Below are 23,800 nucleotides of genomic sequence, written 5' to 3' on the forward strand. Positions count from 1 at the left end.
CCCGGTCCTGCAGGCGTCGGGAGGTGTTGCCGCGGAAGTGTTATGTGAAGCATAATAACTTTCGTGACCCAGCCGACTCCGCAGGCGATCGCGGCGATTCGGGCGTGGTACCGCCTGGACCGTGCGTTCGCGGCGGCGAGCCGGGATATGCGGCTCGCCCACGGGCTGACCGGGGAGCAGGTCGCCCTCTGTCGCATCGTCGCCGAGCGGGAGTCGTGGTCGATGTCGGAGTTGCGGGATCGCCTGACGATGCACCCGGCCACGCTGGGGCAGGCGCTGGCCAGGCTGGAGGGGCGGGGCTGCGTCGAGACACGTCCTGACGGCACGGACGGACGCCGTCGTCTCGTCACGATGACGCAACGGGGGCGCGACGTGCTCGCCAGGATTCCCGTCGTCGGTCCGGTCCGGCTGCGCACGGTGACCGCCGACCCGGTCGACCTGGCGGCTCTGGCGGCGGCCTTCACCCGGGCCGTGGAGGTCTTCGGCCTGTCACCGTGGGCCGACGACCCGGCCACCATCGACACATCAGGCAAGGAGCGAACATGAGTGTCAGCAACGGTTTCCTGCTGTTCGGCGAGCAGTTCCCGCAGACGGCGCAGGCCCACATGGCCTTCGTCCAGGCGGAGGCGCAGGAGTCGGCCCTCGATGAGAAGACCGGCCACCTGGCCTACCTGGCGGTGCTGGCCGCCACGGGGATGTCCGGTGGCATCCCGTTCCACGTCCGGCTGGCGCGGGAGTCCGGAGCCAGCCGGGAAGAGGTGTTGTCGGCGTGCCTGAGCGGCCTGCCCGCCGTCGGGCTCACCGTCCTGGACGGGCTTGCCGCGGCAGCCGACGCCCTGAACGGCGAGGCCGATGAATGACCTGACCGGGTCCCCGGCGGCCGCGCAACGGACCGCCGGGCCCCGCGACCCGGCATCGGACGCGGAGCGCTGAGCGGTTACGCCCCGGCGGTCTCGTCGAGGGACGCAAGGATCAGGCCGGCGCACTGCTCGTAGTCGAGACGTGCGCTGTTGAGGCAGAGGTCGTAGTTGCGCCGGTCGCCGAACGTCGTGTCGGTGAAGAACTCCTGGTATCGGCGCCGTGTCTTGTCCATCTTGGCGATATAGCCCTCGGCGTACTTCGGGTCGACCCCGTCGACCTCGATGGCCCGGGCGATCTTGCGGTCGAGGTCGGTGCCGTAGACGAAGACGCTGCGCAGAGGCAGGTCGGCGCCCTCGAGGATCGTGTCGGCGCAGCGTCCGATGAAGACGGCGGGAGCGCGCTGCGCGGCCGCGACGATCACGTCGGAGATCGCCTGGTGCATGCGGTAGGGGAGCGTTGCGGTCTGGGACTCGACGCCGGTGAAGAACGACAGGTCGAAGAAGGTGCTCGCCTGCAGACGCTCGTCGAACTGTTCCAGCAGGTCCTGCGGCAGGCCACGTCGTGTCGCGGCCTCCTGGAGGATCCGGGTGTCGTAGAACTCCATGCCGGAACGCTCGGCGACCAGCTTTCCGATCTCCCTGCCGCCGCTGCCGAACTCCCTGTTGATGACCACGGAGCGGTTGGTCATGTCCACCTCCTTGTGGGCTCTCTTCACAGTAACCACGGACGAGCGGCGGATGAGCGAGAACCGACGACTTTTCCCTGTTCCTTTCCCGGATGCCGGCCTTTCGGCGCCGCCGGTCGTCTTCCACTGTCGGGTGCGCCGCGCCTACCCTGATCCGATGACGCCCCAGGACCGCGCCGAACTGGCCTCCCTGCGCCGGGCCCGCGACCTCATGGACCGCGAGTACGTGCGGGTGCTGAGCGTGGCCGAGGTGGCCCGCGCGGCGCTGATGTCGCCCGCCCATTTCTCCCGGCGGTTTCGCGCCGTCTACGGAGAGACCCCGTACGCCTACCTCATGTCGCGCCGCATCGAACGGGCCAAGGCGCTGCTGCGTGGCGACCTCACGGTGACCGCGGTCTGCCTGGCCGTCGGCTGCACGTCGCTCGGCTCGTTCAGCGCCCGCTTCGCCCAGGTCGTGGGGGAGACCCCGTCGTCGTATCGCAGCCGCGACCATGGCGCGCTGGCGGGCGTCCCGGGGTGCATCGCCCGCGAACTCACCCGATCGAGCAGGATCGAAGAAGCAGGCATGGCTCCGCTCCGCCTAGCGTGAGATCCCGGTCGCACCCACGACGAGACCGTGCGCGAGTCGTGACCGGCCACGCGACCACCGACCAGAGCAGGCACCGCTGAACGAGCGGTCGCTGCGTGACGACAGGAGAAACGATGAACCTCGAACTGGCCCGCTGCTTCGTCATCGTCCATGACCCCGAGTCGGCGCTCGGCTTCTACCGGGACACTCTGGGGCTCGAGGTCCGCAACGACGTCGCCCGCGGTGCGTTCCGCTGGATCACCGTCGGCGGAGGATCCCAGCCCGGCGTCGACATCGTCCTCACCAACTTCCTGCAGGGCTCTCCGGCCGACATCGACGCGATCGAGGGACTGGTCGCCAAGGGGGCGCTCAACGGGGTCCACTTCCGCACCGACGATCTCGACGGGCTGTTCGCGAAGGTACGGGACGCCGGCACCGAGATCGTCTCCGAACCGACGTCCCAGCCATGGGGCGCTCGCGACGCCGCATTCCGCGATCCGTCGGGCAACCTCATCCGCGTGGACCAAGGCCCGCAGGCATAGCGGGCGGCGCCGGCGCACCGGGAGGATTCCGGGCGCGCTCCGTGGTGCCTCGACCCGGGGCGTTGCGACGCCGACGGACCGTGGTGATCGAGAACTCTCGGTGACGAACCCTGTGCAAACCGGGTCGTGATGCGCCACGATGTCCGGAGGGAGACTGTGCGCGTGGAACTTGTCCCAATCACTTGGTCGCACATGTCTATACCACTAGAGTGTGCTCAGCCTGACCGTCCATCGGGGGTCGGTGCAGGCTCGGTCCGAATGGAGTAATCAATGAAGAAGCTCATCAACGACCCGGAAGACGTACTCTCCGAATTCATGCGCGGCTTCAGCATCGCGCACAAGGACATCGTCGAGTACAAGACCGATCCCGTGCATTTCCATCGCGCCGGTGGGGCTGTTCAGGGCAAGACCGGCCTCGTGTCCGGCGGCGGCTCCGGCCATGAGCCGCTGGGCGGCGGGTATGTCGGTGCCGGGATGCTGGACGCCGTCGCCCCGGGTGCGTTCTTCAGCTCGCCCACGCCTGACCAGATCCTCGCAGCCACCGAGGCCGCGAACGGCGGCGCCGGCGTGCTGCACCTCGTCCTCAACTACACGGGCGACATCCTGAACTTCGAAATGGCCGCCGAGCTCGCCGCCGCCGAGGACATCGAGGTCGCAACCGTCGTCATCGACGACGACGTCGCCGTCGAGAACTCCACGTGGACCGCGGGTCGTCGTGGCGTGGCCGGGGCCATCGCCGCCATGAAGATGACGGGCGCCGCCACCGATCTCGGGTACGACCTGGCGAAGACCGCCGAGGTCTGCACGAAGATCAACGATTCGATGGGCACCATGGGCCTGGCCCTGACCGCCTGCACCGTCCCCACCGCCGGCAAGCCGTCGTTCGACCTCGGGCCGGACGAGATCGAGCTGGGCATCGGCGTTCACGGCGAGCCGGGCGTGAAGCGCGTGCCGATGATGCAGGTGGACGAGATCGTGGACGTCCTCGTCGACGCGGTCGTCAAGGACCTGAAGTTCGAGCGGGGCGAGAACGTGCTCCTCTACATCAACGGTCTCGGCGCCACGCCGCTGTCGGAGCAGTACATCATGTACAACCACGCCTGGGACAAGCTGGACGCCCTGGGCGTCAACGTGACCCGCAGCCAGGTGGGCAACTACTTCACGTCGCTCGAGATGGCCGGCGCCTCCGTGACGATCATGCGGCTCGATGAGGAACTCACCAAGCTGTACGACGCGCCTGTCCATACCGCCGGCTGGCGCAAGGGCGTGTGAGGCTGTACGGAGCGTTCGTCAACAGACAATCAGGTGTGAGGAAGACATGGCAGACACATTGGGGGCCGGCTGGGCCCTCGACTGGATCAAGAAGACGGCGGCCGTCGTCAATGCTCAGCGCGAGGAACTGACCGACCTCGACAGGGCGATCGGCGACGGTGACCACGGGGCGAACCTCGACCGTGGGTTCCAGGCCGTCCTGGTCAAGTTGGACGGTGCCACGCCCGCGACCGCGGGCGAGGTCCTGAAGACCGTGGCGACGACGCTCATCTCGACCGTGGGCGGCGCCTCGGGCGCCCTGTACGGAACCGCGTTCCTGCGGGCGTCCAAGCTGGGCGACAGCGACCTCGACGCGGCCGGGGTGGTCGCGCTGCTCCAGGCCGGTGTGGACGGCATCGTCCAGCGCGGCAAGGCGAGCGTCGGCGAGAAGACGATGGTCGATGCGTGGACTCCGGCGCTGGCCGCGGGCAACGAGGCCGTGGCGGCGGGCAAGTCCCCCGCCGAGGTCCTCGACGCGATGGCCGTCGCAGCTCAGGAGGGTGCGGTCGCGACCGAGCCTCTCGTGGCGACCAAGGGACGTGCGAGCTACCTCGGCGAGCGGTCGGCCGGGCATCGTGACCCGGGCGCCCAGTCGACGGCGTACGTTCTGCGTGCGGCAGCCGACGCCGCCGCAGCGGCCTGACACATCGCAACACGAAGCTGCCGGGGTTCGTCCCCGGCAGCTTCGTGTTTCCCGTTCCCGTGTGGGTCGGGTCGCCCGGTGAGTAGATCCCCGAGCGGCGGCGCGACTGGGGCACAATGGTGAGGCTGTCTTCCACCCTCCTCCCGAAAGGAACCGCGTTGTCCGCCTCGATCACCGTCCTGACCGCCGAATCCGAGCAGGTGAGGGAGCTCGACGCGACAACGACGACCGGGCTCGACCTCTTCGGCGACGACCAGACGGTCGTGGCCGTGCGCGTCAACGGCGTGATCGTCGACCTCGCCACGCCTTTGCACGAGGGGGATGTCGTCGAGGCGGTCCCGGCCGAGTCGCCCGAGGGTCTGGCGATCCTGCGGCACTCGGCGGCGCACGTCTCCGCGCAGGCGCTCCAGGCGCTGATCCCCGAGGCGAAGCTGGGGATCGGCCCGCCCATCACCGACGGCTTCTACTACGACTTCCAGGTGCCCGAGCCGCTCACTCCCGAGGTGCTGAAGCGCATCGAGAAGAGGATGCAGCAGATCGTGAAGGAGCGGCAGCGATTCGTCCGGCGGGTCGTGACCGACGACGAGGCGCGGGCGGAACTGGCCGACGAGCCGTTCAAACTGGAGCTGATCGGTCTGAAGTCGAGCGCCGGGGACACCGAGGGGGCGTCCGTCGAGGTCGGCGTCGGCGACCTGACGATCTACGACAACGTCCGCCGCAACGGGGACGTGGCATGGAGAGACCTGTGCCGCGGCCCGCACGTCCCGCACACCGGCTATCTGAAGGCGTTCGCGCTCACTCGGTCGTCGGCGGCGTACTGGCGGGGCGATCAGAGGAACGCCAGCCTGCAACGCCTCTACGGCACGGCCTGGCCGAGCAAGGAGGCGCTGACGGCGTACCAGGAGCGTCTTTCCCTGGCGGCCAAGCGGGATCACCGCAAGCTGGGCACCGAACTGGATCTGTTCAGCTTCCCCGATGAGATCGGATCGGGGTTGGCGGTCTTCCACCCCAACGGTGGCACGCTGCGCAGGGTCATGGAGGACTACTCCCGTGCCAAGCACGTCCAGCACGGATACTCGTTCGTGAACTCCCCCCACATCACCAAGGGCGAGCTCTTCAAGGTGTCGGGCCATCTCGACTGGTATTCCGACGGCATGTTCCCGCCGATGCACGTCGACGCGGAGTACAACGAGGACGGCTCGGTCCGCAAGCCGGGGCAGGACTATTACCTGAAGCCGATGAACTGCCCGTTCCACTGCCTCATCTTCCGCGCCAGAGGTCGCAGCTACCGTGAGCTGCCGCTGCGGTTGTTCGAGTTCGGCACGGTGTATCGCTATGAGAAGTCCGGCGTCATCCACGGCCTGACGCGGGCACGCGGGTTCACCCAGGACGATGCCCACATCTACGCCGCCAAGGAGCAGATGAAGGGCGAACTGGCGAGCCTGCTGCAGTTCGTCCTGGACCTCCTCGCCGACTACGGGCTGGACGACTTCTACCTGGAGCTGTCCACGAAGAACCCGGAGAAGTCCGTCGGATCCGACGAGGTGTGGGAGGAGGCCACCGAGACGTTGCGCCAGGTCGCCGTCGAGTCCGGGTTGGACCTCGTGGACGATCCGGGCGGCGCGGCGTTCTACGGCCCGAAGATCTCGGTCCAGGCCAAGGACGCGCTCGGTCGGACCTGGCAGATGTCGACCATCCAGCTCGACTTCAACCTGCCGGAGCTGTTCGGTCTCGAGTACACGGCGTCGGACGGGACCCGGCAGCGGCCGATCATGATCCACCGGGCACTGTTCGGCTCCGTCGAGCGGTTCATCGGCGTCCTCACCGAGCACTACGGCGGCGCGTTCCCCGCGTGGCTCGCCCCCGTACAGGTCATCGGGATCCCGGTGGCCGAGGAGTTCGACGCATACCTGCAGGACATCGCCGATCAGCTCGCCGCCCAGGATGTGCGAGTGGTGGTCGACAAGTCCGACGACCGCTTCGGCAAGAAGATCCGCAACGCCCAGCAGCAGAAGGCGCCGTTCATGCTCATCGCCGGTGAACAGGACCGGGCCGCCGGAGCGGTGTCGTTCCGCTATCGCGACGGGTCGCAGCGCAACGGCGTCGCGGTGGCCGATGCGATCGCCGAGATCGTCACGACCATCCGCGAGCGCGCCTGACGGACGTCCGCGCCGACACCTTCGCCGAGCCCTGTGCCCGGCGAAGGTGCGCGGGCCCTACCGAGGCTGTGTTCCGGTTTCGACCACGTCGTCATGCGCTGCGCCGGCCGGATGATCCGAAGCGGCGCGATTCCTGAAACGACAATAGACGCCAAGGACGACGCCGGCGGCAAAGAAGAAGGCGCTGAAGTCGGAGAATGAGCCGACGATCGCGCTGATCGCATTAGCCGGAAGCGCGGGCAGGCTTGGGGGGAGAAGATATCCGGCTATCCAGTCCGGGACGAGAGCCTGCAATCCGATACTCAGGAGCAGCAGGACCGCTCCGGTCGTCAAGACAAATCGCGCCGTGCGCTGCAACGCATCATTCATGCGTCATTCCCTCCATGTGTCGTCGATCGCGAATACCACCTGCGCCGCGAGCCGCGGCCCGTTCCTCGAAAGACGATGAGGTCTTCACCCGGTCGCGGTCTGCGGTTCCGATGCGTCGCGAGCGGTGGCGGTCTGCCATCCAGCGGCCCCGGCCGCTGTCATGAACGCCGAGCAGGATCCGGCGGCTCTCGATCGCGGCGAGGAGAGACTTTCTTCGAGAACCCATCGGTGCGTTCTCCTTCCATTGGGGTAATGGCGAAGGCGATGCTACGCGAACAGGGATCTTGCGGCAACACGGCCGCGTTGGTTCATTGGAGGGGTCTGGACGCAGACGCGGCCGAACCGCTTGCCCGTCGCCGGGCAGCGCGATCCGTGAAGAGAAACGTGAATAACCCTCTGAGTAGGAAAGACGTGCTTTTGCGGCCGGATCGGGCACCCGAACGAACCCCACGCTCCGCGGAGGGCCCTCCACGATGTCATCGGGGCGGGCATGGGGTGGCGGTCGCGTGGTGTCCGCGACCGAGGATGGCCGACCGGGCGCGTGCACGGAGCTCGGGCGGGGGGCGAGGTCGGGCCGTGGCGTGGGGGCTGCGGGGCCACGGGGGCTGTCGACGGTGTGGCCACCAGTGCTCTTTCGCCGCACGGTTCCCGGATCGGGGGGATTCCGCCCGCCCGGACATCCGCGGCGGGGCGACGGCCTAGGCTGTCCCTCATGAGCGAAGAGCCGACGGTGGAGGCCGCCTCCGACTTCGCCGGTGTTCCCGATGCGTTCGGTCGCCTGTGGGTGCCGCACCGGATGGCCTACATCGGCGAGAACAAGACCGTCGACAAGAGCGGCCCGCGATGCCCGTTCTGCACGGCACCGGGCAAGCAGGACGCGGACGGCCTCATCGTCCACCGTGGCGCGCTCGCGTTCGTCGTCATGAACCTCTATCCGTACTCACCCGGGCACCTGCTCGTCTGCCCGTACCGGCACGTCGCCGCCTACACGGATCTGACCGGTGACGAGATCGCCGAGATCGGCGCTCTCACCCAGCAGTCTCTCGACGTGCTTCATCGTGTGTCCGACCCGGGCGGCTTCAACCTCGGCGTGAACCTCGGAGCCGTCGCCGGAGCGGGGATCGAGGCGCATCTCCACCAGCACATCGTGCCGCGCTGGCGCGGTGACATGAACTTCCTGCCGGTCGTGGGGCAGACGCGAGCCCTGCCGCAGTTGCTCGAGGACGGCCGGCAGTTGCTGCAGGCGGCGTGGGACGAGTGACGGACGCCGCCGCTCTCCGGGACGCTCTCAATCGCGGGTTGTACCGGGTCGGCTGGCGCGTGGCACCCCACCTGCCGACCCGCGCGTTGCGCAGCATCGCGGCCGCGGGAGGGCGCTTTGCGGCCCGGCGGCCCGGGCCTCATCTCCAGCGCTGGCAGGCGACGATCGGGCTGGCGACCGGTGCGTTCCCCGACCGCAGGCTTACCGCGCAGGGCGTGGAGAGCTACCTGCGGATGTTCGGCGAGGTGCTTGCTCTGCCCGGCTGGCGGCACGCCAGGATCGTCGCGACCGTCCGTCCCGATCCTGCCGGAGAACGACGGATGCGGGAGGCGATCGCCGGGCGCGGAGTCGTTCTCGCCCTGCCGCACATGGCCAACTGGGATCTCGCCGGCGCATGGGCGTGCGCCACGGGTCTGCCCGTGTCGACGGTCGCCGAGCGGCTCGGCGATGCGGAGTACACGGCGTTCACGAGATTCCGCGAGGGGCTCGGCATGGCCGTGTACTCGCATCGCGACCCGCACGCGTTGCGGGGTCTCGTGCGGGACGCGCGGGCCGGGAGGCTCGTGTGCCTGGTCGCCGACCGGGACCTTCCCGGCCGCGGCGTCCCCGTCACGTGGCCGACGCCGGGCGGTGGGCAGCCCGTGACCATGCCGGCCGGGCCGGCGCTCGTCGCGCGTTCCACGGGGGCGCTGCTGATGGCCATCGCCTGTCACTACACCGCCGACGGCATGGAGATCTCCTTCTCCGAGCCCATCGAGCATCGCCCGGGGCCCGCCGGGCTGGCGGCCATGACACAGGACGTGGCGGCCTACTTCGCCGCCGCCGTCGTCGCGCACCCCGCCGACTGGCACCTCTTCCAGCCGTTCTTCGCGACGGGCGGGTGACCGAATGCGCGTGGGGCTCGTCTGCCCGTACGCCCTGGACGTGCCCGGCGGCGTGCAGAACCAGGTGCTCGGGCTCGCGGCCTGGCTGCGGGAGACGGGGCACGAGCCTTTCGTGCTCGCGCCCGGGCACCCCGGCCCCGAGCACGACCTCCACGGTCTGCATCCGGACCGGGTGACGACGGTCGGGGCGGCGACCCCCATCCGGTTCAACCGGTCCGTCGCGCGTGTCGCCCTCGCACCGGCCGTCCCCGCCCGCGTCGCACGCTGGCTGCGGGAGACGCGGCCCGACGTCGTCAACGTCCACGAGCCGCTCGTGCCGCTCACGGCCCAGGCCGCCCTGAGATTCGCGCGGGTGCCGACCGTCGGGACGTTCCACGCCTCCGGCCCGGGGAGAGGCGCCCTCCGGGCGGCCCGGTCGCTCGCGCGAGCGCCGCTACGGCGGATGAGCACGGCCACCGCGGTGTCCGCCACGGCCGCGGCGCAGGTGGACGTCGGTCTCGGCCTCGCGGCGAGCGTCGTCCCCAACGGTCTGCGAACCGCCGACTTCGCCCCGCCGGGCGGCGACGCCGACCCGGGCCGGAGCCGTCCACGCGTGACGTTCCTGGGCCGGCTGGACGAGCCACGCAAGGGCCTGGACGTGTTCCTGGCGGCCGGTCCGCTGATCCGAGCCGCGCGGCCCGACGTGACCGTGACCGTCGCGGGCACCGGAACGGCCCGGCTGCCGAGCTGGGTGGAGGCGGCGGGCGCGGTGTCCGACACGGCGCGGAACCGGTTGCTGCGCCAGACCGACGTCCTCGTGGCGCCCAACACGGGAAGGGAGAGTTTCGGACTCATCCTCGTCGAGGCGCTGGCGGCGGGCGCCGCGGTGGTCGCGAGCGACCTGCCGGCATTCCGTGACGTGCTCACCGGCCCTGCCGGCCCGGTGGGGGAGTTGTTCCCGCCGGGCGACGCGGCGGCGCTCGCCCGCGCCGTGACGACCGCTCTGCGGCGGGACACCGAAGCGGACGAGATCGCACGCGAGGCGCGTGCCCGCACCTTCGACTGGGACCGCGTCGGTCCTGCCTATCTGGCCGTCTTCACTGCGGCTGTCGCGGGCGGCGGCGTCAGCCGAATCGCCTAGGCTGTCTCCGTGGCCGGCGAATCGTACGACACCGATCGGGTTGTCACCGTGCCGAACCTGCTGAGCGCGGTGCGGCTGCTCGGCGTCCCGTTGTTCGTCTGGCTGCTCCTCGGTCCGCGAGCCGACCTGCTGGCGGTCGCCGTGCTGGCCGTCGGCGGGATCACGGACTGGCTCGACGGCTTCCTGGCGCGACGCTGGAACCAGCGGTCGAGGGTCGGGCAGGTGCTCGATCCCATCGCCGACAGGCTGTACATCCTCGCCACGTTGCTGTGCCTCGCCATCCGCGGTGTCATCCCGTGGTGGCTCGTCGTGCTGCTGGTGCTGCGCGACATCATGCTCGTGGCGATGGTGCCGCTCCTGCGCACCCGCGGCTACACGAGCCTTCCGGTCCACTTCATCGGCAAATGGGCCACCTTCTGCCTGCTGTACGCCTTCCCTCTGATCCTCCTCGGCTCGGTGCCCGGGCCCGCGGGAACGGTGGCACGGGTCGCGGGGTGGGCCTTCGCCCTCTGGGGTGCCGGACTGTACTGGTGGGCGGGCCTGCTGTACGTCGGGCAGACGCTCTCCCTGCTCCGTTCGACGAGGCGCCCCGAGCTCGCCGCCGAGACGCCGACATCGAACGACAGGGGTCGCGGCGCGGACGACGCCGTGGCGGGCCCGTCCCCGGACGGCTCCGCCCCGCCCGCGTCGATACCGAACAGCAGCCGGCGATGACGAGTTCGCCCCCACCCCGGCGCCCCGACGCCAGCATGGACCTGCTGAACAACATCCTCCGGCAGCCCCTCGATCCCGACTACACGGCACAGTCCGCCCGCAACCCGAAGAACCGCAACCGCTGGGCCACGGCGCTGGTGTTCATCGTCGCGGCAGCGCTCGTGTCCGGCGGTGCCGTCCAGACCGCGCAGGGGGCGCCCGCGGCAGCGGCCGAGCGCGCGGAGCTCATCTCGCTCATCCAGCAGCAGAACACCGCGGTGGATGCGGCGCGCGGCGAGGTCGAGAGCCTGGAGGCCGACAACAGGGCGCTGCGCGAGCGGCAGCTCGGCTCCAGCGCCACCGACACGTCGATGGCGGCGGAGATCGAGCAGCTCGAGGTCTCGGCGGGAGGGCGCGCGGTGACCGGCGACGGGGTCGTCGTCACGCTCGACGACGCGGCCGGGACGTCGGCGTCGGGGACCATCCTCGACCTCGACATCCGGCAGGCCGCGAACGGGCTGTGGTCCGCCGGCGCCGAGGCGATCGCGGTGAACGGGCACAGGCTGTCCTCCCGGACGGCGATCCGGGCCGCAGGCAGCGCGATCACCGTCGACTACCGGTCCATCACCGCTCCGTACCGGATCGAGGCCATCGGCGACCCCACGGCGCTGCGCCCGCGGTTCGAACAGTCGTCGGGCGGGACATGGCTGTCCTACCTCCGCGACACCCAGCACGTCACCTACGAGATCGCCACCGCCACGGGCCTGCGGCTGTCCGCAGACCCGGGCCTGGCCCTCACCCACGCGTCCGTCCCGAAGAAGTGAAGGGAGTAGCCAGGTGCTCGCAATTCTCGGACTGATCGTCGGCATCGTTCTCGGCATCGTCCTGCAGCCCGCCGTGCCCAGCGTCCTCCAGCCGTATCTGCCGATCGCCATCGTCGCGGCGATGGATGCGCTGTTCGGCGGCGCCAGGGCCTATCTCGAGCGGACGTTCAGCGACAAGGTGTTCGTGGTGTCGTTCTTCTCCAACGTCCTGATCGCCGCCGTGATCGTGTGGGTCGGCGACCTCATCGGCGTCGGGGCGCAACTGTCGACGGCGGTCGTGGTGGTGCTCGGCATCAGGATCTTCACCAATGCCGCGGCGATCAGAAGGGTGCTGGTGCATGCCTGACGATGTCGAACCCGGCGTCGCGACCGGTGCGGCCGACGACGTCCCGCCCGTCGCGGACGATGCCGCGCCCGAGACGAGCGCGGATGCGAGCGGGTCGGCCGAACGCGGCCCCGTCACGTGGCGCGAACTCGGCCACGACTTCATCCGGCCTGGGCGCGGGCAGGTCGTCCTGGCTGCGATCCTGCTGGTCGTCGGCATGGCGCTCGTGATGCAGTTCCGGACCAACACGGCTGCAGCGCCGTACGAGAGCCTCCGCCGCAGCGATCTCGTCCAGCTTCTCGACAATCTGAACCAGGAGTCCCGCCGGCTCTCCGAGGAGATCACCGAGCAGAACGAGCTCAAGCAGCAACTCGAGTCCGGGGCGGGCCAGGAGGAGGTCGCCCGGAAGGAGGCGCAGGCGCGCCTCGAGACCCTCCGGATCCTCGCCGGCACAGCCCCCGCGACCGGAACCGGCATCGTGATGGTGATCCAGGATCCGGAGGGCAGGATGACCGCCGACATCCTCCTCAACGCCATCGAGGAACTCCGCGACGCAGGCGCCGAGGTGATCGAGATCAACGACTCGATCCGGGTGGTCGCGTCCACGTGGGTCACCACGGGCTCCGACGGCATCCTGGTCGACGGCAGGCTCGTGCGGACCCCGATCACCATCGAGGCGATCGGCGACCCCCACTCCCTGGAGGAGGGCGCCCGGTTCCGCGGAGGGCTGGTCAGCGAGGTCGAGGGCCAGCGGGTCAACGGCTCGGTGACCATCACCCGATCCGAGAAAGTGACGATCGCGTCGCTGCACACGGCACCGACCAATCAGTACGCTCGCCCGGCGTGATCGCGGTGTCGGCCCACTAAGGTGGAGCCAGCATGACCCGAGGCGAGGAGCGAACAGTGCCTGAAGTGCCCGAAGGGCTGAGGTACACCCCACACGACGTGTGGCTGCGTGAAGGCAACGCCGACACCGTCCGGGTCGGCCTGACGGCGGTGCGCGTGGAGCAGCTCGCCGACGTCGTGTACGTCTCGCTGCCGCAGGTCGGCGAGGACCTCGTCGTCGAGGACACCTGCGCGCAGGTGGAGTCCACCGGGCTGGACGGGCTGTGGGACGTTCTCGCCCCCGTGTCGGGAGTCGTCACCGCGACGAACCCGCTGCTCGCCACCACGCCCGATCTGGTGCAGACCGACTGCTACGGAGACGGCTGGCTGTTCGAGATGGAGTCCGACGATCCCGAGGAACTGGAGCAGTTGCTCGACTCCGACGGGTACGCGGAGCACTTCTCGGAGTCCTGACTGCACGACACGTACACTGAGCGAATCGTTCAACGGGAGAGATGACGCACAATGCAATGTGAGGCTTGCGGCCACCTGAATCCGGAAGGATCCAATTTCTGTGCGAACTGCGGCGAAGCGCTGGGGAGCGGCTCCGTGATCGTTCCCGGTGAATCCACGCGCGTCATCACGGGTATCCAGGATGTCGTCAGCGAAGAGCTCAGCGCCGACGAGCTGGAAGCCGTCGAGTCCCTGCCGAAGGGTTCGGCGCTTCTCATCGTGCAGCGCGGCCCGAACCTGGGCGCGCGCTACCTGCTCGACGCCCCCGAGGTCACTGCAGGGCGGAGTCCGAATTGCGACATCTTCCTCGACGACGTCACCGTGTCGCGGCACCACGCGAAGTTCAGCCGTCGCGACGACGTCACCTACCTCAGCGATCTCGGAAGCCTCAACGGGACCTACGTCAACCGTCAACTCCTCGACCAGGAGGTCGCGCTGAAGCGTGGGGACGAGGTGCAGATCGGCAAGTACCGCATGGTCTACTTCGACAACGGCGCCCGTGGATAGATGCCTGACAATCTGCGGAGCATCGGGCAGGTCCTCGCCACCCTGAAACCCGACTTCCCCGACATCTCGATCTCGAAGATCAGATTCCTGGAAAGCGAAGGGCTGCTGGCGCCGTTGCGCGCGCCCTCCGGGTATCGCCGTTATTCGCAGGCCGATATCGACCGGCTTCACTACATCCTCACCATGCAGCGGGATCACTATCTGCCGCTGAAGGTGATCCGGGAGCATCTCGACAAGATCGACCGCGGTGAGCCGCCGCCGTCGGCGGACGTCCCGGCGACACCTCCGCCGCCGGTGTCGGAGGAGATCGCGACACAGCCGCTGCAGACACCCCGGCCACCGCGCCGCCCGCTGCGCCTGACCCGGCGGGAGCTGCTGCGGATGAGTGGGCTGTCCGAGAGCGTGCTCGCCGAGCTCGAGCGGCAGCAGCTCATCGCGCCGCGCCGCGGGACCGCCTACTACAGCAGGGACGCCCTCACCATCGCGGTCGTGGCGCGCAAGCTGCTTCCCTACGGCATGGACGTCCGGCATCTGCGCGTCATCAAACAGGCCGCCGAGCGGGAGGTGGGACTGCTGGAGCAGGCGATCGCCCCCTACACCCGCCGCAGCAGTTCGACCCGGCAGGTCACCACCGAGGTGATGCAATTGGTCCTGTACGCGCACGCGGCCGTGATGCGCTCGTCGCTGACACCGTGACGTCGCGGGTTAGGCTGGGGGCATGCGCGAGATGGAGGTACTCGGGGTCCGGGTCGAACTGCCCGGCAACGCGCCGTTGCTGCTTCTGCGGGAGCTGGGGGGAACCCGCTGCGTCCCCATCTGGATCGGTGCGGCCGAGGCGTCCGCGATAGCGAACGCCATGGAAGGCGTCCAGCCCTCCCGCCCGCTGACCCACGACCTGCTCTGCGATCTCGTCACCGACCTCGGCCATGAGGTGTTCGAAGTGCGCATCACCGAACTGGTGGACGGCACCTACTACGCCGAACTGCAGGTGGACGGTCACATCGTCAGCGCTCGACCCTCCGACGCCGTGGCGGTCGCCGTCCGACTGGGCGTCCCTGTCATGTGTGCGGACGCGATCATCGACGATGTGGGGGTGGAGCTCCCCGAGAAGACCGAGGACGAGGTGGAGAAGTTCCGCGAGTTCCTCGATTCGGTCAATCCCGACGACTTCGAGCTGGGGGAGGGCGGCGCGCCCGATCCCGGCGAAACCAACTCTTAGGGCCCCCTTCAGGGTTGTGAGAGGCTCGGGCGTGTCCTTGGCTCGGCACGGAGGGTCGCCGATACGTTCGAGAGCCAATGGGCGGTGGTTCGGCCAGCATGCGAAGCGAGGTAGATGTGAACGGTACGGCACCTCAGGGTGACCAGGCCCCCGATCCGCGGGCCGCACAGGACATGCTCTTCGACGGCGACTTCGCGCCCCTCCCGGAGGATCTGGGGTTCCGCGGTCCGGTCGCGTGCAGCGCCGCGGGGATCACCTACCGGCAGCTCGACTACTGGGCCCGAACGGGCCTGGTCGTGCCGGGGATCCGTCCTGCCGGCGGCTCGGGCACGCAACGTCTCTACAGCTTCCGCGACATCCTGCTGTTGAAGGTCATCAAGCGGCTCATCGACGCGGGCATCTCGCTGCAGCAGGTGCGGACCGCGATCGACCATCTACGAACCCGGGGGGTCGACGATCTCACGGGGGTGACGCTGATGAGCGACGGGGTGTCGGTGTACGAGTGCACCTCCGACGACGAGGTGATCGACCTGCTGAAGGGCGGGCAGGGCATGTTCGGGATCGCTCTGGGCGGAGTGTGGCGGGACCTGGAGGGCGGTCTCCTGCACCTGCCGTCCGAGCGGGCCGACGAGGACGCCGCCACGACGCGGGCAGGCGACGAGCTGGCAGAGCGCCGGCGTGCCCGCCGGACCGGCTAGCGATACGCGCGGCGGAAGCGGCGACGGGCCCGGCCGATCGGCCGGGCCCGTCGCACGCGCACCCGCACGGGCGCACATCGGACTGGTGCTCAGTGCGCCGCGGCCGCCGCGGGAACGGGGGCGCCCTGACCGATCTCGGCCAGCAGGTCGACGAACCACTGCTGGGTGATGTCGAACGGCTTGCCGCCCTTGATCCGCTCGAACTCGATCGCCCGCAGCGCGCCGTCCTGGTCCTCGTCGTGTCCGATGACGCCGGACTCGCGACGCAGGCCGCAGTCGACGGCGTGGTCGGTCATCGTCCGGATGAGGTCCAGGTCGAACTGGTTCGCGGGGGCCGACCGGGCGTAGTAGCCCGACTTCTGGACGAGCACCTTCTCGGCCGAGAGCATCTTCGCGAACTGATCGCCGAACCACTGCCCGGGGTTGATCCGTTCGAGCCGGATATGGCCGAAGGCGTCGCGCGCGACCTCGCGGCCCTCCTTCTCCATCTCGGCGACGATGGAGGAGACGCCCGCGCCCTCGGAGAGGAAGATGTTGACGTTGCCGACCTCGTCCATCACCTGGCGCAGCCGCTCCGCCTGTGTCTCGATGTCGATCTCGATCTCGGGGACGAACACGGCATGGACGTCCCAGGCGGCGCTCGACAGGCCGATCTCCGGCAGCCACTCCTGAGCCTTCAGCCAGGTGCGATAGCGGTGCGCGCCGGCGGCGGTGAGCCACCCGCAGTTGCGGCCCATCACCTCGTGGACGATGAGGATCCGCTTGCCGGCGTTGTGCTCGGAGAAGACGTTCTGCGCGAACTGCGAGGTGTACTCGGCCGCGGTGTCCGCCCCCAGCGTCTGGACGATCGGGAAGACGTCGTTGTCGATCGTCTTCGGCAGGCCGACGACCGTCAGGCCGTAGTCGTTGGTGGCCAGGTACGCGGCGAGATCGGCCGCGGTGGTGTTCGTGTCGTCGCCGCCGATGGTGTGCAGGACGTCCACCCCGTCGGCGACGAGCTGGTCCGCCGCGACCTGCAGGGGCACCTGGCCCTCGACGACAAGCCCGCGCCTCACGCAGTCGGCCACGTTGGTGAGCTTCACCCGCGAGTTGCCGATCGGCGAGCCGCCGTATCGGTGGAGGACCTCTGCGTGGGCGCGCACCGCGTCGGTGACGGGAATCGAGTCGCCGGTGAGGAGTCCCTGGTAGCCATACCTGTACGCGATGATCTCGACCTCGGGGGCGAGCTCTGTGTAGCGGCTGATCAGCCCGCCCATCGCCGACGACAGGCATGGCGCGAAGCCTCCGGCCGTGAGAATTGCGACCTTCTTGACCATTCGAGGACAGTCCTTTCCGCGAACCGGGAACGGTGATTTCGTACCTCGCAAGCCTACTGGCTGAGGGTCGGCGGAGATCGCCGAAGCGCGGAGCAGGGCCATGCACCGGCCGTCGGGCACACTGGTGCCACCCTTCGGAAAGGACGATCCATGCGTTCGGAGTCGGGGCAGTCGGCCTCCGCGTTCGTGGCCGTCGTGGCGGTCGCACTGTTCCTCGTCGCGGGCCTCGTGGTGGACGGCGGCGGACGGCTCGCGGCGGTGGCGCGTGCCGATGCCGTCGCGGCGGCGGCCGTCCGGCTCGCGGCGGACGCGTCGGCGGCGTCCGGGGTGGACGGTGGGGCGGGCGGCGCGGCGCTCGGTCGCCGCGCGGCGGAGGAGTACCTCGCCGCACAGCCCGACGTGACGGGCGAGGTGCAGGTTGCCGGAGGCGTCGTCTCGGTCGAGGTTCGTGCGACACGGACCACCGTGTTCCTGTCCCTGGTGGGGATCCGCACCGTGGCGGCGGAGGCGTCCGCCTCCGGCGTCCTCCGGGCGTGATCGCCCCCCGATCGCGCAGAGCGGCGCGCCGCACCCGGAGCCGCGGGACACGGGCCGCGCCACCCGGTTCGCCGACGGAGCCTGAGTAGACTGCCGCGCATGGCTCGCTACTTCGACGTTCACCCCCTGAACCCGCAGCCACACTCTCTCGACCAGATGGTCGACATCGTGACCGCCGGTGGCCTGGTCGTCTACCCGACCGACTCCTGCTACGCCTTCGGGTGCCGGCTCGGAAACAAGCGCGGACTGGAGCGCATCGCGGCCGTCCGTCATCTGTCGCCCAAACACCACTACACCCTCGTGTGCTCCGGATTCGCGCAGCTCGGTCAGTACGTGGAGATGAACAACCGTGTCTTCCGGGCCATCAAAGCGGTGACGCCCGGGCAGTACACCTTCATCCTGCGGGCCACCCGGGAAGCGCCGAAGGCCATGCAGAACGCGAAGCTGCACACGATCGGGGTCCGGGTCCCCGACCACCGCACGGCTCGCGCATTCCTCGAACGGCTCGGCGAGCCGCTGATGTCGAGCACGGTGCTGCTGCCGGGCAACGAGGAGCCCATGACCGACGGATGGGCGATCAAGGAGGAGCTCGACCATCTCGTGGACGCCGTCCTCGACTCCGGCGACTGCGGCGTGGAGCCGACGACCGTGGTCGACCTCACCGGCGAGGAGCCGGTGGTGCTCCGGATCGGCGCGGGGGACCCTGAACCCTTCCAGGAGTGACTCGTGCGCGAGTTCGTGGAGCGGGTTCTGGCCAACCCCGTCGTGGCTCACGTCAGGCGAGCGAACGAGCGCTTCATCACCCGGCTCGGAAACCAGTCCGCGGCTGCGATCGCGTACTTCTCGGTCTTGTCGATGGTGCCGATCCTGATGTTCGCCTTCGCGGTCGTGGGCGCGACGCTCACCGTCTTCCGCCCGGACCTGCTCGCCGAGCTGCAGGACCTGATCGCGGTGTACCTGCCGGCGTCCGACGACCTCGGCGGCCGCGTGCAGGCCGTGGTCGTGCAGGCGCTGGAGAACTGGCGCGCCGTCGGCATCGTCGGCCTCGGAACCGGCATGTGGTCGGGAGCGAACTGGGCGAAGAACCTCAAGCGCGCGATCCGCGCTCAGATGCGGGAGGACTACGACGCGGGCGATGACGACAGGATGTTCGTCCTCGACATGCTGACCAACCTCGGCATCGCGCTCGTGCTGCTCATCGCGCTGGGCGTGACCCTCGGGCTTTCCTCGGTCGTGACGTCCCTGTCGTCGCAGGTGCTCGGCTGGCTGGGGCTGCACGACCCGGTCAGCGGGTTCATCCTGAGTGCCACGAGCCTGGCCGTCTCCCTCGCCGCCGGGTTCGCCCTCTTCTGGTTCCTCACCGGTGTCGTCCCGGGGCGCTCCCAGCCGCGCAAGGCGGTCGCGCTCGGATCACTGGTGGGTGCGATCGGCATGGCGGCTCTGCAGTATCTGGGGGCGATCATCCTGGGGGCGTTCTCGAACAATGCCGCGGCGTCCCTGTTCGGGCCGGTCATCGTCTTGATGCTGTTCCTCAACATCTTCGCGACGCTCGTTCTCATGATCGCCGCGTGGATCGCCACCTTCGACGAGGAGCGGCCGGCGGGCGCGCCGGGACCGGTGGGCCCGGACACCACCGAACCCGCCGTCGTGCCGGCGCCGGATCCCCGGCTGCGCCGCGGGTTCCGGATCGGTGCGACCGTCGCCGGCCTGCTGGTCCTGGCCGTCTCCGCCGGGCTGGCCGGTGCAGCGGGGCTGGTGCGCGCCGTCCGCTCCCGCGGGCGGTCGCGCTGAGGATCAGCCTTCGTCCTCCACGTCCACGTACTTCTCGGGAGCCGCGTCCTCGGTCAGCGTGGCGGCGTGATCGGGCACCTCGAACTGGAGCGCACGGTCGGTGCGGCGGTACCCGGTCGACGGCGGGCGCTCCGGCAGCCTGAGCTCTGGGCGCTCGACGTGCTGGTAGGGGATGGAGGACAGCAGATGGTGGATCATGTTGATCCGGGCCTTGCGCTTGTCCTCGGACTCGACGACGTTCCAGCGCGCTTCCTCGATGTCGGTGTGGACGAACATCTCGTCCTTGGCGCGCGAGTACTCCTCCCAGCGGGTGAGGGACTCCAGGTCGGTGGGGGACAGCTTCCAGCGCCGCATCGGATCGGTGAGGCGCGACCTGAAGCGCTTCTCCTGCTCCTTGTCGGACACCGAGAACCAGTACTTCCGCAGCAGAATCCCGTCCTCGATGAGCATGCGCTCGAAGATGGGGCACTGGCGCAGGAAGCGGCGGTGCTCCTCGGTGGTGCAGTAGCCCATGACGCGCTCGACGCCGGCGCGGTTGTACCAGGAACGATCGAAGAGCCGGATCTCGCCCGCCGCCGGAAGGTGCTCGATGTAGCGCTGGAAGTACCACTGCGTGCGTTCGCGCTCCGTCGGCGCCGGCAAGGCGACGATGCGCGCGACGCGAGGGTTGAGGTATTCGGTGATGCGTTTGATCGCGCCGCCCTTGCCCGCGGCATCGCGACCCTCGAAGACGACCACGATCCGCTGTCCCGTGGCCTTCACCCATTCCTGCATCTCCACCAGTTCGGCCTGGAGGCGCAGCAACTCGGCCTCGTAGAGCTCACGGTTCATGCGCTTCTTCTTCGACATGGCCACATCGTGCCGCAGCCAGGCGCCCGCGTCACGCTTTCCGCGGCGATAGCATCCGGACCTGAGGTCGGCGTCGACCCTGGGCGATGCGCTCGGCGGGCTCAGATCAGGCCGTTGGGGCGCTCGTCGAGAACGTCGACGCGCGGCGGGCGGAGGATGCTGCGGGCGACGTTGCGGAAGTCGAAGTTCTCCAGCACCCGAGCGGCCTGCTCGTCGCTCAGATCGTAGGCGTGGGCCAGCATCCGCACGTTCTCGGTGTAGAACGCGTGGAGCTTGTCGACTCCCCTGATGAACTCCAGCTCGTTGCTCACGGCACCTCCGGGATCGTGGTCGCACGCCAGGGTACGTACGGAGGGGAAACGACAGGTGACCGCGGGGTGTCCGCTGGGCGACACCTCGCCGGGATCGGGCGACCGCAGCGGCTGCGCGCATTCGTGCAGGTCTGTGCGGAGGAGCGGACGGCACGGCCGGGTTGTCTAGGCTTTGGCCATGAGCGGAACCGCCAAGATCTACCCAGCGACCCTGACACCGTCGAAGCAGGAGCTCCTGAGCGCGTGGGTCCCGAAGCAGCCCTGGTTCGACGGGGACCCGGCCGACATCCGGCTCATCGCCCGGTACCGCTTCGTCGACCCTGACGGCGAGGTCGGGATCGAGACCCATGTCATCGGATCCGCCGGGGTCTCCTATCACGTTCCCACGACCTGGCGCGCCGAGCCGCTGGAGGGCGCCGAGGAGTTCCTCATCGGCGAGTTGGAGCATTCCGTCCTCGGCCACCGGTACTGCTACGACGCGCCCGGCGACCCCGTCTACGCGGCGGAGTTGTTCCGTGTCATCCATGAGGGCGACACCGAGGCCGACCTCTCCCGGGGAGAGAAGAACATGACGGTCGCCGGCAGCGGCATCGTCCGTGTCTCCAATGCGGCCGGAGAGGCCGTCCGGCTGATTCGCATCCTCGACGGGGAGCACGTGCCCGCGCCCCCGGTGCTCGGCACGCTCACCGGAGCCTGGTCCGACGGCGACGTCAGCCACACCGACGTCGTCCTGGCGGTGATCCGCTGACCTGTCGGCGAGACGGAGGCTTCCACCCCGGCGTTGTCGGCGGGCGGAGGTAGCGTTGTCGCCGCCGGGTTCGTGATGACCGCGGGGCGTTCCGGCGAGCCGCGCGGGGCCGGCACACAACGCGGGGAGGGTCATGACGCAGGCACTGGTGATCATCGATCTGCAACAGGGAGTCCTGGCGGAGCCCGGCACCTGGGACGCCGAGGGTGTCGTAGCCCGGGCAGCCGAGTTGGCGCGTCGGGCACGTCGCGCGAACGTTCCCGTGATCTGGGTGCAGCACGCGAGCGATGAGTTGGCCGACGGCAGCCCCGCGTGGGAGTTCGCACCGGGCCTCGGCCGGGACGAGGCCGAGCCGGTCGTCCACAAGCGCTATCCGGACGCCTTCGAGGAGACGACGCTCGCCGAGACTCTCGGCGACGTGCACCACCTGGTCGTGGCCGGCGCGCAGACCGATGCCTGCATCCGGGCGACCGTGCAGGGGGCGCTCGTCCGCGGATACGAGGTGACGCTCGCGGCCGACGCGCACACCACCGGGGAGTTCCCGCCCGAGTTCACCGGCGGTGAGCCGATCTCGGCCCGTACCAAGATCAACGTCATCAACTGCGTGGTCGAGTGGGGCAGCGCCTACCCGGGCCGGCGCGGTCACGCCGTTCCGGCCGCGGAGATCCTCTTCGGCACCTGACCACGGGCAGGCCGGCGCGCCCAGGGCGTTGTCCACGGGGGCGCAGACTGGTTGAGTGGGACTCGTCGATCCACCGCACACAGGAGGCAGCATGTCCGCAGGTCGCAGTGAGCCCTCTCCGGTGGCCACGGCCGACATCGGGGTCGTCGGCATGGCCGTGATGGGCTCCAACCTGGCTCGCAATCTGGCGCACCATGGCTACACCGTCGCGGTGTACAACCGGACCCGGGCTCGCACCGAGGAGGTCGTCCGCGACCATGGCGGGGAAGGGAGATTCGTCCCTGCCGCCGATGTCGGGTCGTTCGTGGAGAGCCTGAAGCGGCCGCGGCGGATCATCCTGATGGTGAAGGCCGGGGCGGCGACCGATGCGACGATCCAGTCGGTGCTGCCGCACCTGGAGGCCGGCGACATCGTGATGGACGGCGGCAACTCCCACTTCCTGGACACCATCCGGCGCGAGGGCGAGCTGTCGGCGCGGGGACTGCACTTCGTCGGCTCGGGCATCTCCGGCGGTGAGGAAGGGGCGCTCACCGGCCCGTCGATCATGCCGGGGGGGACCGCCGAGGCCTATGCCTCGCTCGGGCCGATGCTGGAGACCATCTCGGCTCATGTGGACGGCGTCCCGTGCTGCACGCATGTCGGGCCCGACGGCGCCGGTCACTTCGTGAAGATGGTGCACAACGGGATCGAGTACGCCGACATGCAACTCATCGGCGAGTCGTACGACCTGCTGCGCCGCGGCCTGGGCGCCTCGCCGGCCGAGCTGGCCGACGTCTTCGCGCAGTGGAATGCGGGCGATCTGGAATCGTTCCTCATCGAGATCACGGCCGAGGTGCTGCGCCACGTCGACGCCGGCACGGGCCGGCCGTTCGTGGACGTCGTCCTCGACCGGGCGGGGCAGAAGGGCACCGGGAAATGGACGGTGCAGACCGCCCTCGACCTCGGCGTCCCGGTCACCGGCATCGCCGAGGCGACCTTCGCCCGGGCGCTGTCGAGCCAGTCCACCCAGCGCGAGGTCGCCCGCGAGGTGCTGCCCCGCGACGCGGAGCCGTGGGACGTCACCGACCGCGATGCGTTCGTCACCGACGTCCGTCAGGCCCTGTACGCGTCGAAGGTCGTGGCGTACTCGCAGGGCTTCGACGAGATCGCCGCCGCCAGCGCGGAGCACGGCTGGGACATCGACCGGGGCGCGATGGCGCGCATCTGGCGCGGCGGCTGCATCATCCGCGCCCAGTTCCTCAACCGCATCACCGAGGCCTACGAGCGCGACCCCGGGCTCACGTTGCTCCTCGCCGACCCGTACTTCGCCGACATCGTCGGACGCGGCCTGTCCGCCTGGCGCCGGGTCGTCGCCCAGGCGGCGCTGCACGGCGTCCCGACGCCCGCGTTCGCGTCCTCGCTGGCCTACTACGACGGGCTGGTGACCGAGCGCTCGACCGCCGCCCTGATCCAGGGCCAGCGTGACCTGTTCGGCGCGCACACCTACCAGCGGGTCGACAGGCCCGGCGTGTTCCACACCTTGTGGACCGGTGACCGCACCGAGATCGAGCTTGCGTGAC

General features: G+C 69.5%; 31 protein-coding genes. 25 read left to right on the forward strand and 6 right to left on the reverse strand.

The features are described from left to right. Nucleotides 1-63 precede the first annotated feature (63 nt). Both G555_RS21175 and G555_RS0107465 read left to right on the forward strand, forming a co-directional pair. The gene (locus tag G555_RS21175; protein ID WP_051208549.1) at nt 64-546 is read left to right on the forward strand and encodes a MarR family winged helix-turn-helix transcriptional regulator; all 483 of its coding nucleotides are present in this window, start codon (nt 64-66) and stop codon (nt 544-546) included. Then, nucleotides 543-860: a carboxymuconolactone decarboxylase family protein gene (locus tag G555_RS0107465; RefSeq protein WP_028708393.1), complete on the forward strand. Its 318-nt coding sequence runs from the start codon at nt 543-545 to the stop codon at nt 858-860. The genes G555_RS21175 and G555_RS0107465 overlap by 4 nt, the downstream gene beginning before the upstream one ends. Nucleotides 861-937: 77 nt before the next feature. On the opposite strand, the gene G555_RS0107470 is transcribed toward G555_RS0107465, so the two are convergent. Further along, on the reverse strand, nt 938-1,549 hold the full coding sequence (locus G555_RS0107470; protein ID WP_028708394.1) for a cytidylate kinase-like family protein: 612 nt from the start codon (nt 1,547-1,549) through the stop codon (nt 938-940). A gap of 154 nt (nt 1,550-1,703) precedes the next feature. On the opposite strand from G555_RS0107470, the gene G555_RS0107475 reads away from it, so the two are divergent. The 5 genes from G555_RS0107475 to thrS all read left to right on the forward strand — a co-directional run bounded on the left by G555_RS0107475 (nt 1,704) and on the right by thrS (nt 6,769). Next, a complete protein-coding gene (locus tag G555_RS0107475) occupies nt 1,704-2,135 on the forward strand; it encodes a helix-turn-helix transcriptional regulator (RefSeq protein ID WP_028708395.1) in 432 nt (143 codons plus the stop codon). Between the two features lie 113 nt (nt 2,136-2,248). Further along, on the forward strand, nt 2,249-2,656 hold the full coding sequence (locus G555_RS0107480) for a VOC family protein (RefSeq protein ID WP_028708396.1): 408 nt from the start codon (nt 2,249-2,251) through the stop codon (nt 2,654-2,656). 270 nt (nt 2,657-2,926) lie between these two features. Continuing rightward, entirely contained in the window at nt 2,927-3,928 is a 1,002-nt protein-coding gene (dhaK, locus tag G555_RS0107485; protein ID WP_028708397.1) for a dihydroxyacetone kinase subunit DhaK, read from the forward strand. 46 nt (nt 3,929-3,974) lie between these two features. Further along, on the forward strand, nt 3,975-4,610 hold the full coding sequence (gene dhaL / locus G555_RS0107490) for a dihydroxyacetone kinase subunit DhaL (protein ID WP_028708398.1): 636 nt from the start codon (nt 3,975-3,977) through the stop codon (nt 4,608-4,610). A 158-nt stretch (nt 4,611-4,768) separates the two neighbouring features. Then, nucleotides 4,769-6,769 carry a threonine--tRNA ligase gene (thrS, locus tag G555_RS0107495; RefSeq protein WP_028708399.1) on the forward strand — a complete coding sequence of 667 codons (2,001 nt, stop codon included), beginning with the start codon at nt 4,769-4,771 and terminating at the stop codon, nt 6,767-6,769. A 57-nt stretch (nt 6,770-6,826) separates the two neighbouring features. Here thrS and G555_RS0107500 read toward each other — a convergent pair whose 3' ends face one another. After that, the gene (locus G555_RS0107500) at nt 6,827-7,138 is read right to left on the reverse strand and encodes a hypothetical protein (protein ID WP_028708400.1); all 312 of its coding nucleotides are present in this window, start codon (nt 7,136-7,138) and stop codon (nt 6,827-6,829) included. Then, nucleotides 7,131-7,364 (reverse strand): hypothetical protein, encoded by a 234-nt coding sequence (locus G555_RS22270; protein WP_156887471.1) that lies wholly within the window; start codon nt 7,362-7,364, stop codon nt 7,131-7,133. The genes G555_RS0107500 and G555_RS22270 overlap by 8 nt, the downstream gene beginning before the upstream one ends. Nucleotides 7,365-7,850: 486 nt before the next feature. Between G555_RS22270 and G555_RS0107505 the strand changes: the two genes are divergently transcribed. From G555_RS0107505 to G555_RS0107560, 12 genes are all read left to right on the forward strand, one after another. Beyond that, nucleotides 7,851-8,399 carry an HIT family protein gene (locus G555_RS0107505; protein ID WP_028708401.1) on the forward strand — a complete coding sequence of 183 codons (549 nt, stop codon included), beginning with the start codon at nt 7,851-7,853 and terminating at the stop codon, nt 8,397-8,399. Further along, on the forward strand, nt 8,387-9,283 hold the full coding sequence (locus G555_RS0107510) for a phosphatidylinositol mannoside acyltransferase (RefSeq protein WP_084634896.1): 897 nt from the start codon (nt 8,387-8,389) through the stop codon (nt 9,281-9,283). The genes G555_RS0107505 and G555_RS0107510 overlap by 13 nt, the downstream gene beginning before the upstream one ends. 4 nt (nt 9,284-9,287) lie before the next feature. Next, nucleotides 9,288-10,403, forward strand: a complete 1,116-nt coding sequence (locus tag G555_RS0107515) for a glycosyltransferase family 4 protein (RefSeq protein ID WP_028708403.1) — start codon at nt 9,288-9,290, stop codon at nt 10,401-10,403. A 9-nt stretch (nt 10,404-10,412) separates the two neighbouring features. After that, nucleotides 10,413-11,117, forward strand: a complete 705-nt coding sequence (gene clsA / locus G555_RS18590; protein WP_084634898.1) for a cardiolipin synthase ClsA — start codon at nt 10,413-10,415, stop codon at nt 11,115-11,117. Continuing rightward, the gene (locus tag G555_RS0107525) at nt 11,114-11,920 is read left to right on the forward strand and encodes a DUF881 domain-containing protein (protein WP_028708404.1); all 807 of its coding nucleotides are present in this window, start codon (nt 11,114-11,116) and stop codon (nt 11,918-11,920) included. Before clsA ends, G555_RS0107525 begins: the two co-directional genes overlap by 4 nt. Nucleotides 11,921-11,933: 13 nt before the next feature. After that, nucleotides 11,934-12,266, forward strand: coding sequence for a small basic family protein (locus tag G555_RS0107530; RefSeq protein ID WP_028708405.1), 333 nt, complete (start codon nt 11,934-11,936; stop codon nt 12,264-12,266). Then, complete coding sequence (locus G555_RS18595; RefSeq protein ID WP_084634900.1) at nt 12,259-13,092, forward strand: DUF881 domain-containing protein; 834 nt, start codon at nt 12,259-12,261, stop codon at nt 13,090-13,092. Before G555_RS0107530 ends, G555_RS18595 begins: the two co-directional genes overlap by 8 nt. A gap of 56 nt (nt 13,093-13,148) precedes the next feature. Beyond that, nucleotides 13,149-13,544, forward strand: a complete 396-nt coding sequence (locus G555_RS0107540; protein ID WP_028708406.1) for a glycine cleavage system protein H — start codon at nt 13,149-13,151, stop codon at nt 13,542-13,544. Between the two features lie 51 nt (nt 13,545-13,595). After that, complete coding sequence (locus G555_RS0107545; RefSeq protein ID WP_028708407.1) at nt 13,596-14,090, forward strand: FHA domain-containing protein; 495 nt, start codon at nt 13,596-13,598, stop codon at nt 14,088-14,090. Beyond that, nucleotides 14,091-14,786, forward strand: a complete 696-nt coding sequence (gene ftsR / locus G555_RS0107550) for a transcriptional regulator FtsR (protein WP_028708408.1) — start codon at nt 14,091-14,093, stop codon at nt 14,784-14,786. Nucleotides 14,787-14,808: 22 nt separating this feature from the next. After that, nucleotides 14,809-15,309 carry a bifunctional nuclease family protein gene (locus tag G555_RS0107555; RefSeq protein ID WP_028708409.1) on the forward strand — a complete coding sequence of 167 codons (501 nt, stop codon included), beginning with the start codon at nt 14,809-14,811 and terminating at the stop codon, nt 15,307-15,309. A 98-nt stretch (nt 15,310-15,407) separates the two neighbouring features. Beyond that, nucleotides 15,408-16,007, forward strand: coding sequence for a MerR family transcriptional regulator (locus G555_RS0107560; protein WP_028708410.1), 600 nt, complete (start codon nt 15,408-15,410; stop codon nt 16,005-16,007). A gap of 89 nt (nt 16,008-16,096) precedes the next feature. Here G555_RS0107560 and G555_RS0107565 read toward each other — a convergent pair whose 3' ends face one another. Next, nucleotides 16,097-17,323, reverse strand: a complete 1,227-nt coding sequence (locus G555_RS0107565) for a pyrophosphate--fructose-6-phosphate 1-phosphotransferase (RefSeq protein ID WP_028708411.1) — start codon at nt 17,321-17,323, stop codon at nt 16,097-16,099. Between the two features lie 150 nt (nt 17,324-17,473). Here G555_RS0107565 and G555_RS0107570 point away from each other — a divergent pair, with 150 nt between their 5' ends. The 3 genes from G555_RS0107570 to G555_RS0107580 all read left to right on the forward strand — a co-directional run bounded on the left by G555_RS0107570 (nt 17,474) and on the right by G555_RS0107580 (nt 19,651). After that, on the forward strand, nt 17,474-17,860 hold the full coding sequence (locus G555_RS0107570) for a hypothetical protein (protein WP_028708412.1): 387 nt from the start codon (nt 17,474-17,476) through the stop codon (nt 17,858-17,860). Between the two features lie 99 nt (nt 17,861-17,959). After that, nucleotides 17,960-18,583, forward strand: coding sequence for an L-threonylcarbamoyladenylate synthase (locus G555_RS0107575; RefSeq protein WP_028708413.1), 624 nt, complete (start codon nt 17,960-17,962; stop codon nt 18,581-18,583). A 3-nt stretch (nt 18,584-18,586) separates the two neighbouring features. After that, entirely contained in the window at nt 18,587-19,651 is a 1,065-nt protein-coding gene (locus G555_RS0107580; protein ID WP_028708414.1) for a YhjD/YihY/BrkB family envelope integrity protein, read from the forward strand. A 3-nt stretch (nt 19,652-19,654) separates the two neighbouring features. On the opposite strand, the gene ppk2 is transcribed toward G555_RS0107580, so the two are convergent. Further along, complete coding sequence (gene ppk2, locus G555_RS0107585; protein ID WP_211223195.1) at nt 19,655-20,500, reverse strand: polyphosphate kinase 2; 846 nt, start codon at nt 20,498-20,500, stop codon at nt 19,655-19,657. Between the two features lie 101 nt (nt 20,501-20,601). Further along, the gene (locus tag G555_RS0107590) at nt 20,602-20,811 is read right to left on the reverse strand and encodes a hypothetical protein (RefSeq protein WP_028708416.1); all 210 of its coding nucleotides are present in this window, start codon (nt 20,809-20,811) and stop codon (nt 20,602-20,604) included. A gap of 178 nt (nt 20,812-20,989) precedes the next feature. On the opposite strand from G555_RS0107590, the gene G555_RS0107595 reads away from it, so the two are divergent. From G555_RS0107595 to gndA, 3 genes are all read left to right on the forward strand, one after another. Further along, entirely contained in the window at nt 20,990-21,559 is a 570-nt protein-coding gene (locus tag G555_RS0107595; RefSeq protein WP_028708417.1) for a CG0192-related protein, read from the forward strand. A gap of 133 nt (nt 21,560-21,692) precedes the next feature. After that, nucleotides 21,693-22,241, forward strand: coding sequence for an isochorismatase family protein (locus G555_RS18600; RefSeq protein ID WP_036921582.1), 549 nt, complete (start codon nt 21,693-21,695; stop codon nt 22,239-22,241). Nucleotides 22,242-22,332: 91 nt separating this feature from the next. Beyond that, nucleotides 22,333-23,799, forward strand: a complete 1,467-nt coding sequence (gndA, locus tag G555_RS0107605; protein ID WP_028708418.1) for an NADP-dependent phosphogluconate dehydrogenase — start codon at nt 22,333-22,335, stop codon at nt 23,797-23,799. Nucleotide 23,800 lies beyond the last annotated feature (1 nt).

The organism is Propionicicella superfundia DSM 22317 (assembly GCF_000423465.1).
GTDB lineage: Bacteria > Actinomycetota > Actinomycetes > Propionibacteriales > Propionibacteriaceae > Propionicicella > Propionicicella superfundia.

Excerpts from the sequence above, each read along its gene's own strand:
- G555_RS18600 (WP_036921582.1), top strand. The coding sequence starts at position 21,693 with ATGACGCAGGCACTGGTGATCATCGATCTGCAACAGGGAGTCCTGGCG.
- G555_RS0107595 (WP_028708417.1), top strand. The coding sequence starts at position 20,990 with ATGAGCGGAACCGCCAAGATCTACCCAGCGACCCTGACACCGTCGAAG.
- G555_RS0107465 (WP_028708393.1), top strand. The coding sequence starts at position 543 with ATGAGTGTCAGCAACGGTTTCCTGCTGTTCGGCGAGCAGTTCCCGCAG.
- G555_RS0107525 (WP_028708404.1), top strand. The coding sequence starts at position 11,114 with ATGACGAGTTCGCCCCCACCCCGGCGCCCCGACGCCAGCATGGACCTG.
- dhaK (WP_028708397.1), top strand. The coding sequence starts at position 2,927 with ATGAAGAAGCTCATCAACGACCCGGAAGACGTACTCTCCGAATTCATG.
- G555_RS0107545 (WP_028708407.1), top strand. The coding sequence starts at position 13,596 with ATGCAATGTGAGGCTTGCGGCCACCTGAATCCGGAAGGATCCAATTTC.
- G555_RS0107505 (WP_028708401.1), top strand. The coding sequence starts at position 7,851 with ATGAGCGAAGAGCCGACGGTGGAGGCCGCCTCCGACTTCGCCGGTGTT.
- G555_RS0107570 (WP_028708412.1), top strand. The coding sequence starts at position 17,474 with ATGCGTTCGGAGTCGGGGCAGTCGGCCTCCGCGTTCGTGGCCGTCGTG.
- gndA (WP_028708418.1), top strand. The coding sequence starts at position 22,333 with ATGTCCGCAGGTCGCAGTGAGCCCTCTCCGGTGGCCACGGCCGACATC.
- dhaL (WP_028708398.1), top strand. The coding sequence starts at position 3,975 with ATGGCAGACACATTGGGGGCCGGCTGGGCCCTCGACTGGATCAAGAAG.
- G555_RS0107500 (WP_028708400.1), bottom strand. The coding sequence starts at position 7,138 with ATGAATGATGCGTTGCAGCGCACGGCGCGATTTGTCTTGACGACCGGA.
- G555_RS0107475 (WP_028708395.1), top strand. The coding sequence starts at position 1,704 with ATGACGCCCCAGGACCGCGCCGAACTGGCCTCCCTGCGCCGGGCCCGC.
- G555_RS0107565 (WP_028708411.1), bottom strand. The coding sequence starts at position 17,323 with ATGGTCAAGAAGGTCGCAATTCTCACGGCCGGAGGCTTCGCGCCATGC.
- G555_RS0107480 (WP_028708396.1), top strand. The coding sequence starts at position 2,249 with ATGAACCTCGAACTGGCCCGCTGCTTCGTCATCGTCCATGACCCCGAG.
- ftsR (WP_028708408.1), top strand. The coding sequence starts at position 14,091 with ATGCCTGACAATCTGCGGAGCATCGGGCAGGTCCTCGCCACCCTGAAA.
- G555_RS0107515 (WP_028708403.1), top strand. The coding sequence starts at position 9,288 with ATGCGCGTGGGGCTCGTCTGCCCGTACGCCCTGGACGTGCCCGGCGGC.
- G555_RS0107555 (WP_028708409.1), top strand. The coding sequence starts at position 14,809 with ATGCGCGAGATGGAGGTACTCGGGGTCCGGGTCGAACTGCCCGGCAAC.
- G555_RS0107560 (WP_028708410.1), top strand. The coding sequence starts at position 15,408 with ATGCGAAGCGAGGTAGATGTGAACGGTACGGCACCTCAGGGTGACCAG.
- ppk2 (WP_211223195.1), bottom strand. The coding sequence starts at position 20,500 with ATGTCGAAGAAGAAGCGCATGAACCGTGAGCTCTACGAGGCCGAGTTG.
- G555_RS0107470 (WP_028708394.1), bottom strand. The coding sequence starts at position 1,549 with ATGACCAACCGCTCCGTGGTCATCAACAGGGAGTTCGGCAGCGGCGGC.
- G555_RS22270 (WP_156887471.1), bottom strand. The coding sequence starts at position 7,364 with ATGGGTTCTCGAAGAAAGTCTCTCCTCGCCGCGATCGAGAGCCGCCGG.
- G555_RS0107575 (WP_028708413.1), top strand. The coding sequence starts at position 17,960 with ATGGCTCGCTACTTCGACGTTCACCCCCTGAACCCGCAGCCACACTCT.
- G555_RS18595 (WP_084634900.1), top strand. The coding sequence starts at position 12,259 with ATGCCTGACGATGTCGAACCCGGCGTCGCGACCGGTGCGGCCGACGAC.